This window comes from Streptomyces atriruber, from assembly GCF_001418325.1.
Classification (GTDB): Bacteria; Actinomycetota; Actinomycetes; order Streptomycetales; family Streptomycetaceae; genus Streptomyces; species Streptomyces atriruber.
In genome coordinates, this window is the sequence record NZ_LIPN01000105.1 from 1 (window position 1) to 14,470 (window position 14,470).

The 14,470-nt window shown below is 72.8% G+C and carries 13 protein-coding genes; 11 read left to right on the top strand and 2 right to left on the bottom strand.

Going from position 1 to position 14,470, the window contains the following annotated elements:
- Positions 1 to 944: pyridoxal-phosphate dependent enzyme (locus AOK03_RS12410; protein WP_055565274.1), on the bottom strand; the 944-nt coding region annotated here is incomplete at its 3' end.
- A gap of 186 nt (positions 945 to 1,130) precedes the next feature.
- On the opposite strand from AOK03_RS12410, the gene AOK03_RS12415 reads away from it, so the two are divergent.
- Together AOK03_RS12415 and AOK03_RS12420 are read left to right on the top strand one after the other, a co-directional pair.
- Complete coding sequence (locus AOK03_RS12415; protein ID WP_244177586.1) at positions 1,131 to 2,132, top strand: GHMP family kinase ATP-binding protein; 1,002 nt, start codon at positions 1,131 to 1,133, stop codon at positions 2,130 to 2,132.
- Positions 2,129 to 2,614: a transcriptional repressor gene (locus AOK03_RS12420; protein WP_055565275.1), complete on the top strand. Its 486-nt coding sequence runs from the start codon at positions 2,129 to 2,131 to the stop codon at positions 2,612 to 2,614. The genes AOK03_RS12415 and AOK03_RS12420 overlap by 4 nt, the downstream gene beginning before the upstream one ends.
- On the opposite strand, the gene AOK03_RS12425 is transcribed toward AOK03_RS12420, so the two are convergent.
- Positions 2,545 to 3,309, bottom strand: coding sequence for an NAD(P)H-dependent oxidoreductase (locus AOK03_RS12425; protein ID WP_055565276.1), 765 nt, complete (start codon positions 3,307 to 3,309; stop codon positions 2,545 to 2,547). The genes AOK03_RS12420 and AOK03_RS12425 overlap by 70 nt on opposite strands.
- A gap of 168 nt (positions 3,310 to 3,477) precedes the next feature.
- Between AOK03_RS12425 and AOK03_RS12430 the strand changes: the two genes are divergently transcribed.
- The 9 genes from AOK03_RS12430 (at position 3,478) to AOK03_RS12470 (ending at position 14,392) form a co-directional block, all read left to right on the top strand.
- Positions 3,478 to 3,717, top strand: coding sequence for a hypothetical protein (locus AOK03_RS12430; RefSeq protein ID WP_055565277.1), 240 nt, complete (start codon positions 3,478 to 3,480; stop codon positions 3,715 to 3,717).
- Positions 3,717 to 6,005 carry a heavy metal translocating P-type ATPase gene (locus AOK03_RS12435; RefSeq protein WP_055565278.1) on the top strand — a complete coding sequence of 763 codons (2,289 nt, stop codon included), beginning with the start codon at positions 3,717 to 3,719 and terminating at the stop codon, positions 6,003 to 6,005. The genes AOK03_RS12430 and AOK03_RS12435 overlap by 1 nt, the downstream gene beginning before the upstream one ends.
- Entirely contained in the window at positions 6,002 to 6,547 is a 546-nt protein-coding gene (locus tag AOK03_RS12440; protein WP_055565279.1) for a copper chaperone PCu(A)C, read from the top strand. The genes AOK03_RS12435 and AOK03_RS12440 overlap by 4 nt, the downstream gene beginning before the upstream one ends.
- A gap of 54 nt (positions 6,548 to 6,601) precedes the next feature.
- On the top strand, positions 6,602 to 7,285 hold the full coding sequence (locus AOK03_RS12445; RefSeq protein WP_055565280.1) for an SMI1/KNR4 family protein: 684 nt from the start codon (positions 6,602 to 6,604) through the stop codon (positions 7,283 to 7,285).
- A gap of 50 nt (positions 7,286 to 7,335) precedes the next feature.
- The gene (locus tag AOK03_RS12450) at positions 7,336 to 8,169 is read left to right on the top strand and encodes a M55 family metallopeptidase (RefSeq protein WP_055565281.1); all 834 of its coding nucleotides are present in this window, start codon (positions 7,336 to 7,338) and stop codon (positions 8,167 to 8,169) included.
- Positions 8,162 to 9,523 carry a M20/M25/M40 family metallo-hydrolase gene (locus AOK03_RS12455; protein WP_055565282.1) on the top strand — a complete coding sequence of 454 codons (1,362 nt, stop codon included), beginning with the start codon at positions 8,162 to 8,164 and terminating at the stop codon, positions 9,521 to 9,523. The genes AOK03_RS12450 and AOK03_RS12455 overlap by 8 nt, the downstream gene beginning before the upstream one ends.
- A gap of 26 nt (positions 9,524 to 9,549) precedes the next feature.
- Positions 9,550 to 11,535 (top strand): S9 family peptidase, encoded by a 1,986-nt coding sequence (locus AOK03_RS12460; RefSeq protein ID WP_055565298.1) that lies wholly within the window; start codon positions 9,550 to 9,552, stop codon positions 11,533 to 11,535.
- Positions 11,536 to 11,543: 8 nt separating this feature from the next.
- Positions 11,544 to 12,476, top strand: coding sequence for a S66 peptidase family protein (locus tag AOK03_RS12465; protein WP_055565283.1), 933 nt, complete (start codon positions 11,544 to 11,546; stop codon positions 12,474 to 12,476).
- Positions 12,477 to 12,625: 149 nt separating this feature from the next.
- Positions 12,626 to 14,392: a CocE/NonD family hydrolase gene (locus tag AOK03_RS12470; protein WP_055565284.1), complete on the top strand. Its 1,767-nt coding sequence runs from the start codon at positions 12,626 to 12,628 to the stop codon at positions 14,390 to 14,392.
- Positions 14,393 to 14,470: the final 78 nt, after the last annotated feature.

The window sequence follows — 14,470 nt, forward strand, 5'->3', positions numbered from 1 at the left end:
TCGTCGAGCGAGGTGATCTCGTGCGGCTTCAACGTGTCGATGTCCAGGGCCTGTTCGTGCCGGGCGTAGGCGCTCTCGACGTAGCGGTGGCCGGTGTCGGCCGCGATGAAGACGTAGGTGCGCGTGTCGTCCCTGCGCCGCTCCCACAGCGCGGTGAGGTAGGCGGCGCCTGCCGAGAGTCCGGCGAAGATGCCGCTGGTGCGCAGCAGGGAGACGGCGCCCGACACGGCGCTGTCGAAGTTCACCCAGTGCACGCGGTCGTACAGCTCGTGCCGTACGTTCCGGAACTCGATGGCGCTGCCGATCCCCGCGATGATCATGTCCGGGTCCGCGACGTGCTCGGATCCGAAGGTGACGCTGCCGAAGGGCTGCACGCCGACGAGCGACACGTCGCGACCGGCCTCGCGCAGGTAGGTGGCGAGGGCCCCGGTCGAGGCGCCCGAGCCCACGCCGCCGACGAGCGCGAGCGGCCCCGTCGGCAGATCCCGGTCGATCTCCGCGGCCACGTCGCGGTAGCCGCGGTAGTGGATGTCGTCGTGGTACTGCCGCATCCAGTGGTACGAGGGGTTGTCCGCCAGGATCTCGGCGATGCGCCGCACCCTCAACTCCTGGTCCAGGCGCAGGTTCCGGGAGGACGCGACCTGCTCCAGCGTGGCGCCGAGTATCTCCAGCTGCACCCGGGTCGAGTGGTCGACGGTGGTGGAGCCCACGATGTGGCACTTCATTCCGTACCGGTGGCAGGCGAGCGCGAGGGCCTGGGCGTAGATGCCGCTGGAGCTGTCGATGAGGGTGTCGCCCGGCCGGACCGCGCCCGACTCGAGCAGGTGCCGGACGGCTCCGAGGGCCGAATAGATCTTCATGGTCTCGAAGCGGAGGCAGGCCAGATCCGGTGCGAGGGATATCAGGTCGGGTTTCTTCACCGCTTCGGCGATGTGTGCGTGCATGACGGAGTTCCCCCGTAGGGACGAGAGGGCAGGGAGGTGCGCCGGGGGAGTGCGGACGCCCCCCCCGGAATGCCGAGAGCATCACACTAGATGAAAATGATTGTCAAGAGCTGTTTGGTTCGGCACACTGGTCCGCGCGGGGCGCCGTGCCGTGCGCGCCGCGACGTCGAGAGGAGTTGCGTGAAGCTGTTCCAAGAGGCCGGAACCCTGACCCGACCGCCGCGCCGAGGGGTGCCGACGACGGGGGTCGGCACCGCCTTCGGCACCTTCGGCGAACTGCTCCAGGGCGTGCTGCCGGAGGACGACGGGGACTTCCTCGTGACGTTGCCCGTGGCGCGCTGGACGATGGCCGCGTTCCGGCCGGGCTCCGCGTCGGGGGAGCTGGAGGTCCGCCCCGCGCACAAGACCAAGGCGCTGCAACTGGCCCGCATGATCGCCGACTTGGCGCACGGGACGGGCGAGGGGCCGCCCGGCGGGGTCCTCACCCTCAGCAGCGTGATCCCGGAGGGGAAGGGGCTCGCCAGCTCCTCGGCCGACCTCGTCGCCACCGCGCGGGCGGTCGGCCGGGCCCTCGACGTCCCCATGCCGCCCGCCAGGATCGAACGGCTCCTGGCCCGCATCGAACCCACCGACGGCGTGCTCTACCCCGCGATCGTCGCCTACCACCACCGCAGCGTCCGGCTCCGCGCGGTCCTCGGCTCGCTGCCCGCGATGGCGGTCGTCGGCGTCGACGAGGGCGGCTCGGTGGACACGGTGGACTTCAACCGCATCCCCAAGCCGTTCACGGCCGCCGACCGGCACGCCTACGCCGGGCTGCTCGGGCGGCTGACCGACGCGGTGCGCGGCGGCGACCTGGCGGAGGTGGGCCGGATCGCCACGCGCAGCGCCGTGATGAACCAGTCCCTGCGCCACAAGCGGTCGCTGGAGCCGATGCGGGCCATCTGCCGCGAGGTCGGCGGCCTCGGCGTGGCCGTCGGGCACAGCGGTACGACGCTGGGGATCCTGCTCGACGCGACGGACCCCGCGTACACGCGCCGTGTGACGGCTGCGGCACAGGCCTGCGGGGAGCTGGCCGACGGAGTGGCGGGCGGAGTGTCGGTCTATCGGACCCTGAGCTTCGGCAGCGTGCCCGATCCGTCGTCAGTGCCGGTGCCGCTCCCGCCCCGGGCCGACGAGGAGGCACCGTGACGGGCGCGGCGGAGGGCGTGCGCAGGACCCGCCAGCGTACCGCCGTCCTCGAAACGCTGGGCAACTGCGGTGAGTTCGTCTCCGCGCAGGAACTCCACGCCCTGCTCGCCGGATCCGACCGGGCGGTGGGCCTGACCACCGTCTACCGCGCACTGCGCGAGCTGGACCGCGCGGGCCTGGTGGACGTCGTGCGCGACGAGACCGGCGAGCGCCTCTACCTGCGGCGCCCCACGGACGAACACCGCCACTACCTCATCTGCCGCGGCTGCGGCCGCAGCAGCCCGGTGGACGCCGGAGCGGTCGAGGTGTGGGCGGACCGCCTGGCGGAGACGACGGGCTTCGCCGAACTGGAGCACACGCTCGAACTCAGCGGGGTGTGCGGAGCCTGCCGTGCCGGTCGAAGGCCCACGCCTCAACCGTGCACGCCCACCCCGGACAGGCCCGGCGCCAGTTCCGGTCGCAGCACCAGGTCCTCGTCGTAGGCGCCGCCGTTCTCGTCGTGGAAGGGCAGCGGGCTCGTGGTGGAGAGGGTGCGCAGGCGCTCGCGCAGCCGCGCCGCGCTGTGCGCGAAGCCCGTGTCGGTGAGCCGGTCGGCGCCGTACACGACGAACGGCGGGAGCGCGGCCATGCCGGTGTACCAGAAGGTGCCGTGCAGCAGGGGAAACAGCACCTGATCCAGCTGGCCGTGGATCCCGCGCGGGCCGAAGCCGGACTCCCGGGCGCCGACCGAGGTGACGACCAGCGCGCGCTTCCCGGCCAGCCCGCCGTCGCCGTACCGCAGGGTCCGGCCGTCCGGTCCCTTGAGGCCGAAGCCGAACCCCTGGACGAGCACACGGTCGAACCAGCCCTTCAGGATCGCGGGAGGCCCGAACCACCAGAGCGGGAACTGGAAGACGAGCGTGTCCGCCCACTCGATCTTCTCCTGCTCGCGGCGGACGTCCTCGCTCAACGTCCCGTCCCTGTAGGCGCGTTCCTGTTCGGGGCCGACCAGGAGCCGCCGGTTGCGCGGCGCGTCCCCGAAGTCGTCGGCGTCCACCACGGCCTTCCAGCCCATGCCGTACAGATCCGACGTGCGGTGCTCATGACCGAGGGACTCCAGCGTGCGCAGCCCCTCGGCCATCAGGGAGCCGCCCAGCGAGCGCCGTTCCGGATGCGCGCATACCCAAAGAATCTTCATGCCCCGATCGTGCGCCGAGGGCCCCGCCCGCAACGAGTGGCCACATGGCCAGGGCCCGCAAGGATCTGGCCAGGATCGGCCCCTCCGGGAACTCGGACCCCACCGGATCCGACTCCTGGAGCGGTGCGGACCGGCCGGTCCGCGACGTGGTGCGATCCAGGAGCGGTGATGGCTGAGGACAACCGGCGCGGATTCGTGCCGCCGCCCGCACTCTGCGGCTTTCTGTTGCTGATGGTGCTGGTCTTCGCCGCGTCGTACGCCGTGGGCAGGGCGGCCGGACCGGTCGCGCCCGGCATGCACGGTTCGACGACGGATTCAGGGCCGGGGCCGGACTCGGGAACCGGCGGCGGTGCGGACTCCGGTTCCGGTTCCGGCGGCATGGGCGGCATGCACGGCGGAGGCCACTGATGGGTGTCGGAGCGGCGGACGCCGTGGTGACCACTGACCTGGCCGTCGGCGGCATGACCTGCGCGGCCTGCGTGAAGCGGGTCGAGAAGCGGCTCGGCAGGCTCGACGGAGTGACCGCGACGGTCAACCTCGCGACGGGCCGCGCCCGGGTGAGCCACCCGCCGCACGTCACCCCGGACGAACTCGTCACCACCGTCCAGCAGGCGGGCTACACGGCGGAGCTCCCGGAGCCACCACGGCGGCAGGAGCGGCAGAAGCGGGAACCCGGGCGGCAACAAGAACAGCAACAGCGGCAGCAGCTCCTGATCACCGCCCTGCTCGCGGTGCCCGTGCTCGTCCTCTCCATGGTTCCCGCCCTGCAGTTCCGCAACTGGCAGTGGTTGTGCTTCGCGCTCGCCGCGCCGGTCGCCACATGGGGCGCGTGGCCCTTCCACCTGCGTGCGCTGCGCGGCCTGCGGCACGCGGCGGCGACCATGGACACACTGGTCTCGCTGGGTGTCGCCGCGTCCTTCGGCTGGTCCGCGTACGCGCTCTTCCTCGGCGGCGCGGGCGACCCCGGCATGACGATGCCGTTCACCCTGCTGCCGTCCGCCGACGACGGCATCGCGCACGTCTACCTGGAGGCGGCCGTCGGCGTCCCGCTGTTCGTCCTCGCCGGACGGTTCCTGGAGGCGCGGGCCAGGCACGGCACCGGGCGGGCGCTGCGTTCCCTCGCGGGGCTCACGGTCAAGGATGTCGCCGTACGCGAGGCAGGCACCGAACGGCGCGTCCCCATCGCGCAGTTGGGCGTGGACCAGGTCTTCGTCGTGCGGCCCGGCGAGCGGGTCGCGACCGACGGCGTCGTGGTGGAAGGCAGCTCCGCCGTGGACCTGTCCCTGGTCACGGGGGAGAGCGAACCCGTCGAGGTCGGGCCAGGGTCCCGTCTGACCGGCGGCGCGGTCAACGCGGGCGGGCTGCTCCTCGTCCGCGCCACGGCGGTCGGCGCCGACACCCAACTGGCCCGGATCACCCGGATGGTGACCGACGCCCAGGCCGGAAAGGCGCGCGCACAGCGGCTCGCCGACGAGGTGGCGGGCGTGTTCGTGCCCGTGGTGCTCGCGCTCGCCGCCACGGTGCTCGGCTTCTGGCTCGGTGCCGGAGCGGACCCACAGGCCGCCGTCACCGCCTGCGTGGCCGTGCTCGTCGTCGCCTGCCCCTGCGCCCTGGGACTGGCCACCCCCACCGCCCTGATGGCCGCCACCGGCCGCGGCGCCCAGCTCGGCGTCCTGGTCACCGGGCCGCAGGCCCTCGAAGCGCTGCGGCACGTCGACACCGTCGTCCTGGACAAGACCGGCACCCTCACCACGGGACACATGAGCGTCATCGAGGTCACCGCGGCGCCGGACGGCATCGGCCGGGAGGCGGCCCTGCGGCTCGCCGGGGCCGTGGAGCAGGGCTCGGAACACCCGCTGGGCCGCGCGATCACCTCGTACGCGAAGAAGTCCCTGCCCGAGGAGGAGCTGCCCGAGGTGCGCGCGTTCGGCGCCGTGGCCGGGCAGGGCGTCCGGGGCGAGGTCGACGGGCACCTGGTCGAAGTCCGCGCGCCCGGAGACGAGCTGGCCGGCCCGCTCGCCCGCGCGCTGACGGCGGCCGAGGACGCCGCGCACACCCCGGTCCTGGTCCTGGTGGACGGCGTGCCCGAGGCGGTCGTCGCCGTCGGCGACCTGGTGCGGCCCGGGAGCTACCGCGCCGTGGACCGCATGCGGCGCCTCGGAGTGTGCCCCGTCCTCGCCACCGGCGACCGCGAGGCCACCGCCCGCGCCGTCGCCGGGAGCCTCGGGATCGACGAGGTGCACGCCCGCTGCACGCCCGAGGGCAAGGCCGCTCTCGTACAGGAGCTGCGGGAGGGCGGCCGCCGGGTCGCGGTCATCGGCGACGGGGTCAACGACGCCGCCGCGCTCGCCGGCGCCGACCTCGGCATCGCCATGGGCAGCGGCACCGACGTGGCGATCGGCGCCGCCGACGTGACGCTCGTCCGCGGCGACATCGAGGCCGTCGCGGACGCGGTCCGCCTCGCCCGCCGTGCTCTGCGCACCATCCGGGTCAACCTGCTGTGGGCCTTCGGCTACAACGCCGTCACGATGCCGCTCGCCGCCGTGGGCCTGCTGAATCCCATGGTGGCCGCCGCGGCGATGTCGGCGAGTTCCCTGCTGGTGGTCGGCAACAGCCTGCGGCTGCGCACCTGGCGGCCGACGCGCGCGCCGTCCCCGGGCAGGGCTTCGCGCGAGAATCTGAGGAGCCTGCGATGAGCGACCCCGCGACGAACGACACCCACTCCTGGCGGCCGTCCCGCCGCAGGCTCCGCGAGGGCCTCGGCGGCGCGCTCGAACCCGTCGCCGCGTGCGCCGTGGCCCTGGGCCTGCTGACCGTGTGGACCGGGTCCGGCGCCGCGGGCAGCCCGGCCCGCGTCGAGGTCGCCGCCGGGACGGTGTTCCTGCCGTTCGGCAACACGCAGGAGAGCGCCGCGTTCTTCCGGATCTCCAACTCCGGCGGCTCCGACGACCGGTTGACCTCGGTGACGTCCCCCGCCCTCGACGACGTGATGCTCGGCCGGTACGCGCCCACGGGCGGCGGGGCCGCCGGCATGCGCATGGTGGACTCCGCCGTCGTCCCGGCCGGGAAGGGCCTCACCATGTCGCCGTACGGCCTGGACGTCATGGTGCGCATCCGCGAGCCGCTGAGTCTGGGCCAACGCATCCCGTTCGTCCTGACCTTCCGGGAGGGCGGGACCGTCAGGGCGGAGGCGGTGGTGATCCGCCCGTCCATCGGCAGCGAGGGGCGGCACCGCTGAGCGGCTGACGCCCACCCCACCCCATCCCGTCCGGCTCCGCTCTACTCTGTCCGAATGTCCGAGCGAAACGATCAGGTCGAGCGGGTCACCGCCGCATGGCAGCAGCTGACCGGCTGGCTGCGGGTGCACGCCCCCACCTCGTACGCCTCGCTGCTCCCGCCCGCCACGGAGGAGGAGATAGGCACGGCCGAGGCGCTCTTGACGCAGCACCTCGGCTACGGGCTGCCCGCGGAACTGGTCGCCGTGTGGCGGCTGTGCGGCGGTGTGGAGCACCAGTACATCGAGCCGAACGAGGACGAGGGCGAGGTCGGCTCCGGGGCGTTCCTGCCGGACGGGGTGCTGCTCGCGCCGGCCGCCGCGCTGGGTCCACGGCTGCCGGGCATCAGCGAGCGCGACTACTGGTACGGGGCAGAGGTCGTCCCGTGGCTCACGAGGGACGAGGCCGGGCCGGAACACGGCCACTACGTGTCCGCGCGGGGTGTGGGCCGCTGGTCGACGATGGCGGGGGTCGAGGTGACCGGACCGGACCATCCGTCGGCCGCCGCCTATCTGGAGGCCGTCCATCGCACGCTGGTCGAGGGGCCGGGCGATCGGATGGGCTCCGACGTCCCCGGCATCGTGTGGGGCTGTCTGGTCTGGGACGACCCGCGGGACCCCCTGCTGGACGACGCGCTGCCGCACTGGACACCCCTGCACCGGAGTGCCCGGCGTGGTTGCGAAACTGGTGTCGGCAACTGATGTGAATGTGAGCTGTTTGGTCGTCCGACTCCAGGGGATGGGAGAGCCTTGTGAAGATCCTCATCAGCGCCGACATGGAGGGCGCCACCGGCGTGACCTGGCCGGCCGACGTGCTGCCCGGCACCCCGCAGTGGGAGCGGTGCCGGGCGATGTTCACCTCTGACGTCAACGCCGCCGTGCTCGGGTTCTTCGACGGCGGCGCCGACGAGGTGCTCATCAACGAAGCTCACTGGACCATGCGCAACCTGCTTCTCGAAGAGCTGGACGAGCGGGCCGAGATGCTCACCGGTCGGCACAAGTCGCTCTCCATGGTGGAGGGCGTGCAGCACGACGACGTGGACGGCATCGCGTTCATCGGATACCACGCGGGCGCCGGTATGGAGGGCGTCCTCGCGCACACCTACCTCGCCAACCAGATCACCGGCGTGTGGGTCAACGGCGTCCGGGCCAGCGAAGGGCTGCTCAACGCGCACGTCGTCGCCGAGTACGGCGTGCCCGTCGTGCTCGTCACCGGCGACGACCTCGCCTGCGAGGACGCCCTCGGCTACGCGCCGGGAGCGCTGAAGGTCGCGGTCAAGGACCACGTCTCGCGGTACGCGGCGGTCTGCCGCACCCCGGCCCGCACCGCCGGGGACATCCGTGCCGCCGCGAAGGAGGCCACCGCACTGGCCGTGCGTCACGACCCGGTGGCCGGCGGGCCGTTCACCGTGGAGGTCGAGTTCGACGCCGAGCACCTCTCCATGGCCTCGACCGTGGTGCCGGGTGTGCGCCGTACGGGGGAGCGCAAGGTCGCGTACGACAGCGAGACGATGTACGAGGGGATCCGTACCTTCAAGGCGGTTACGACGATCGCCTCTGCCGCGGTGGAGGAGCAGTATGGCTGACCAGCAGGATCAGGGACAGGAGCCGGAACCCGGCGATCACGTGGACGCGCGGGCGCTCGACGAGGTCGTGACGTTCACCTCCGAGCTCATCCGCATCGACACGACCAACCGCGGCGACGGGGAGTGCCGGGAGCGCCCCGCCGCCGAGTACGCGGCCGAGCGCCTCGCCGAGGCGGGCCTGGAGCCGACGCTCCTGGAGCGCACCCCCGGCCGCACGAACGTCGTCGCCCGCATCGAGGGCACGGACCCGGGCGCCGACGCCCTGCTCGTCCACGGGCACCTGGACGTCGTGCCCGCCGAGGCCGCCGACTGGAGCGTCGACCCGTTCTCCGGCGAGATCCGCGACGGCATCGTGTGGGGCCGGGGCGCCATCGACATGAAGAACATGGACGCGATGATCCTGTCCGTGGTCAGGCGGTGGGCCCGGGACGGCGTGCGGCCCCGGCGCGATCTCGTGATCGCCTTCACCGCCGACGAGGAGGCCAGCGCCGCCGACGGCTCCGGATTCCTCACCGACCGGCACGCGGCGCTCTTCGAGGGCTGCACGGAAGGCATCAGCGAGTCGGGCGCCTTCACCTTCCACGACGGCAGGGGCAATCAGATCTACCCCATCGCCGCGGGGGAGCGCGGCACCGGCTGGCTCAAGCTCACCGCACGCGGCAAGGCGGGCCACGGCTCCAAGGTCAACCGCGCCAACGCGATCAACAGGCTGGCCGCGGCCATCGCCCGCATCGGCGAGCACCGCTGGCCGGTGCGGCTCACCCCGACGGTGCGTGCCTCGCTCGTGGAACTGGCCGCGCTCTACGGCCTGGAGACCGACCCCGAGGCGCCGGGGTACGACGTGGACGCCTTCCTGGAGAAGCTCGGTGCGACCGCCGACCTCGTCGCGCCGACCGTCCGCAACAGCGCCAATCCGACGATGCTGCAGTCGGGTTACAAGGTCAATGTGATCCCTGGGGAAGCAGTGGCGTATGTCGACGGCCGCTTTCTGCCCGGCGGCGAGGAAGAGTTCCAACGGACGCTTGACCGGCTCACGGGGCCTGACGTCGACTGGGAGTTCCATCACCGCGAGGTGGCGCTGGAGGCGCCGGTCGACTCGCCGACGTACGCGCGCATGCGGGCGGCCGTCGAGGAGTTCGCGCCGGAGGGCCACGTCGTGCCGTACTGCATGTCGGGCGGCACGGACGCCAAGCAGTTCTCGCGGCTCGGCATCACCGGCTACGGCTTCTCGCCGCTGAGGACACCGGAGGGCTTCGACTACCAGGCGCTCTTCCACGGAGTCGACGAGTGCGTCCCGGTCGACGCGCTGCACTTCGGCGTCCGTGTCCTCGACCGCTTTCTGCGTACGGCCTAGCAAAAATGGGGGAAGAGAAGGACATGATGCAGACCCTGGCGTACGGATCGTGGCCGTCGCCGATCGGCGCCGAGCTGGCCGCCGCCCACGACGGGGCCCCGGGATACGTGGGCTTCGTCGGCGCCGAGACCTGGTGGACCGTGCCACGGCCCACCGAGGCGGGGCGGCGCGCCCTGGTGCGGCGCCTGCCCGACGGCGAGGAGCGGTCGCTGCTGCCCGCGCCGTGGAACGTGCGCAGCCGCGTCGTCGAGTACGGCGGCCGTCCCTGGGCCGGGGCGGACCGTCCCGAGGGTCCGCTCGTGGTCTTCGTCGACTTCGCCGACCAGCGCCTCTACGCGTACGAGCCCGACACGCCCGGCGCCGGTCCGAGACCCCTGACCCCGGTCTCGGACATCGGCGGCGGACTGCGCTGGGCCGACCCCGTCCTCCGCCTCGACCGGGGCGAAGTCTGGTGCGTCCTGGAGGAGTTCACCGGCGAGGCGCCGACCGACGTGCGCCGCGTCATCGCCGCGGTGCCGCTCGACGGGACGGCGGCCGGGGACCGTGGCGCGGTGCGCGAACTCTCCGACGGCGCCCACCGTTTCGTCACCGGACCCCGGCTCTCGCCCGACGGCTCCCGTGCCGCCTGGATCGGCTGGGACCACCCGCGCATGCCGTGGGACGGCACCGAGCTCGTCGTCGCCGATGTGCGCGAGGACGGTGCCTTCGGCGTGCCGTGCGTCGTCGCGGGCGGCCCCGAGGAGTCGGTCGCGCAGGTCGACTGGGCCCCCGACGGACGGCTCCTGTACGCCGCCGACCGCACCGGCTGGTGGAACCTGTACCGCGCCGCCCCGGACGGCGACGCGGCCCCGGAGCCGCTGTGCCCCCGCGAGGAGGAGTTCGCAGGGCCGCTCTGGCAGGTCGGCCTGAACTGGTTCGCCCCGCTCGACAGCGGACTGATCGCCGTCGTGCACGGCAAGGGCGCCACCGCGCTCGGCATACTCGACCCCGAGACGGGCGAGGTCGTCGACGCGGCGGGCCCCTGGACGGAGTGGGCCTCGACGGTCGCCGCGCACGGATCGCGCGTGGCCGGTGTCGCCGCGAGCCCGCGCAGCGCGTACGAGGTCGTGGAGCTGGACACCTGCACCGGCCGCGCCCGGGTCGTCGGCGCCGCCCACGACGACCCGGTGGATCCCTCGTACTACCCGGAACCGCACATCCGCACCTTCTACGGCCCCGCCGGACGTGAGATCCACGCGCACATCTATCCGCCGCACCACCCCGGCCACATCGCGCCCGACGACGAACTGCCGCCCTACGTCGTGTGGGCGCACGGCGGCCCCACCGGCCGCGCGCCGCTCGTCCTCGACCTGGCCATCGCCTACTTCACCTCGCGCGGCATCGGCGTCGCCGAGGTCAACTACAGCGGCTCCACCGGGTACGGGCGGGCCTACCGCAACCGGCTGCGCGAACAGTGGGGCATCGCCGACGTCGACGACTGCGCCGCCGTCGCCCTCGCCCTCGCCGACGAAGGCACCGCCGACCGCACCCGGCTCGCCATCCGCGGCGGCAGCGCGGGCGGCTGGACCACGGCCGTCTCGCTGACCTGTACGGACGTCTATGCCTGCGGGACCATCAGCTATCCCGTGCTCGACCTCACCGCGTTCGCCTCGGGGGAGACCCACGACCTGGAATCGCGGTACCTGGAGTCGCTCGTCGGCCCGCTCGACGCCGTGCCGGGGCGGTACGCGGAGCGCTCGCCGGTGCACCACGCCGAGCTGATCAGCTCGCCGTTCCTGCTGCTCCAGGGCCTCGACGACGTCATCTGTCCGCCCGCCCAGTCGGAGCGGTTCCTCGCCAGGATGGAGGGGCGCGACATCCCGCACGCCTACATCGCCTTCGAGGGCGAGGGACACGGATTCCGTCGCGCCGACACCATGGTCCGCGCCCTGGAGGCGGAACTCTCCCTGTACGCCCAGGTGTTCAGGATCGACCTCGCCGGACGTGTCACCACCCTGGAGCTCGCCAAGTGAGACCCCTGATGCGTCCCGCGCGCCTGACTCCCGGCGCGCGCGTGGCCGTCGTCGCGCCGAGCGGCCCCGTCCCCGAGGACAGCCTGGAGGCGGGCCTCGACATCCTGCGGGGCTGGGACCTGGACCCCGCCGTCGCGCCCCACGTGCGCGACCGCCACCCGGAGCTCGCCTACCTCGCGGGGGCGGACGCCGACCGCGCCCGCGACCTGGAACGGGCCTGGTGCGACCCGTCCGTGGCCGCCGTGCTCTGCGCCCGGGGCGGGTACGGCGCCCAGCGGATGGTGGACCTGGTCGACTGGGCGGCGCTGCGGCGGGCGACCCGGGCCGCCGGGCCCAAGGTGTTCCTCGGCTACAGCGACATCACCGCGCTGCACGAGGCCTTCGCCACCCGCCTCGGCGTCGCCACCCTGCACGGGCCGATGATCGCGACGAACGGCTTCCTCAAGAACGAGCGGTCGAAGGAGCACCTGCGCACGACGCTCTTCGCGCCCGAGGAGGCCCAGGTGATCCGGGCCGGTTCCCCGCACCCGGCGGCGCTGGTCGGCGGCCGGGCCCGGGGTGTCACGCTCGGCGGCTGTGTGTCGCTGCTCGCCGCCGACCTCGGCACGTCCACCGCCAGGGCCTCCGCCCGCGGCGGCCTGCTCTTCATCGAGGACATCGGCGAGGAGGCGTACCGCATGGACCGGATCCTCACCCAACTCCTGCGCGCCCGCTGGCTGGACGGCGTGGCGGGGATCGCGCTGGGTTCCTGGGAGGAGTGCGGGGACCGCGGCGAGCTGCGGGCCCTCTTCGCGGACCGGCTCGGCGGGCTCGGTGTGCCGGTGGCCGAGGAGTTCGGGTTCGGGCACTGCGGCGGGGCGTTGACCGTGCCGTTCGGGGTGGCGGGCGAACTGGACGCGGACGCCGGTACGTTGACGCTGGACGAGCCCGCGCTCGGCTGACCGTCCCTTCACGGAATCTCCCCGCGGAACCGTAGAAAGCACTGTCACAGTCGTTGACCTCTACATGACACGTGTCACAGCATGACTCCGGCCGGTACTTACCGGTCAGTAGTCGCCGGTCGTCGGCCGTCCTCAGCGTGGAGGTCCCCTTGTCCCGTCGCCGTGCCCTGACCCTCGCCACCGCGGCGGCCCTCGCCGCCCCGCTCGCGCTCACCGCCCCCGCCCCGGCGAGCGCGACGGGCCAGTACACCGTCACCGCGCTGAAGTTCACCGTCCAGGCGGGCGGCAGGAGCTGCACGGTCGACGCGGACCTGTACCGGCCCGCTGGGGTGGACGCCGCGCACCCCGCACCGGCCGTGGTCACCACCAACGGGTTCGGCGGCAGCAAGTCCGACGGAACCGCCGCCACCGCGAAGGCCTTCGCCGAGCGCGGCTACGTCTCGCTCGCCTACTCCGGTCTCGGCTTCGGCAAGTCCGGCTGCCTGATCTCGCTGGACGACCCGGAGACCGACGGCAGGGCGGCCGCCGGGCTCGTCGACTTCCTCGGCGGCACGCGGGCCGCCGACGACGGCACCAGGATCGACTACGTCACCGCCGACGCCGAGGGCGACCCGCGCGTCGGCATGATCGGCGGATCGTACGGCGGGGCCGTCCAGATGGCGACGGCCGCGGTGGACCACCGCGTCGACGCGCTCGTCCCGATGATCACCTGGCACGACCTGGCGTACTCCCTCGACCCGAACAACGCCGCCGACCGCAGCGTCCCGGGCGCCGCCAAGTGGCAGTGGATGAACGGCTTCTACCTCATCGGCGAGGGCCAGCCCCTGCTCGTGCCCAGCCTGGACCCCTCCCGCATCAACCGCCTCGGCTGTCTGCACTTCGTCACCCAGGCCTGCGACACGATCCGCACTCTCAACTCCGGCCGCTACCCGGCGGACAAGACCGAGGCGCTGCAGAAGTTCGCACGCGGCGTCTCCCCGGTCTCCTACCTCGGCAAGGTGAAGGCGCCGACGCTCCTGGTGCAGGGGCAGGCCGACAGCCTCTTCAACCTTAACGAGGCCGAGGCGACGTACCGGACGCTCAAGAAGCAGGGCACCACCGCCAAGATGATCTGGCAGTCCTGGGGGCACAGCGGCGGCCTGACCGACCCGGCGTCCGGCGAGCTCAACCTAGACGAGGGCAACCTGGAGACGTCGTACGTCGGCAAGCGCATCCTCGCCTGGTTCGACCGCTACCTCCACGGGAAGCAGGGCGTCGACACCGGGCCCGCCTTCGCCTACTACCGCGACTGGATCGGCGACCCGAACAGCACCTACGCGACCGCCCCCGAGCTGCCCGCGCTCAACCGCAAGCTCTACCTCTCCGGGGACGGCAAGCTCGTCGACAACCGCAAGAAGGTGGCCCGCGGCAGCCGCGAGTACCGCAATTGGCTCATTCCCACGAGCCACTCCGAGTCCTCCCTCGCCGGGATGATCGGCCTGCCCGACCCGGCGCCGCACGACACCAGGGGCACCTTCCTCGACTGGACGACCGAGCCCTTCACCGACGCGGTGGACGTCGTCGGCGCGCCCGAGGCGACCCTGAAGGTGATCTCGCCGAAGACCGAGCGCGTGCAGCACTCCGGTGACGCCGCCGACAAGCTCGTCCTCTTCGCCAAGCTGTACGACGTCGCGCCCGACGGCAAGAAGACCCTCGTCCACCGCCTCGTCTCACCGGTGCGGGTGCCGGACGTCACCAAGCCGTTCAAGGTGTCGCTGCCCGGCATCGTGCACCGCTACGAGAAGGGCCACCGGTTGCAGTTCGTGGTGGCGGCGAGCGACGGGGCGTACGGCGGGAACAAGGGCGTCAAGCCCGTGACCGTGACCAGCGCCCCCGAGGACACCGGCGTCCTCGACCTGCCGGTGGTCGGTCGCTGACGTCACCCGTACGGCCCACCGACCCACCCCTGGGGCACCTCCACCGCGCGCTCCGCTCCCCGGCTGCCCATGCTGGGG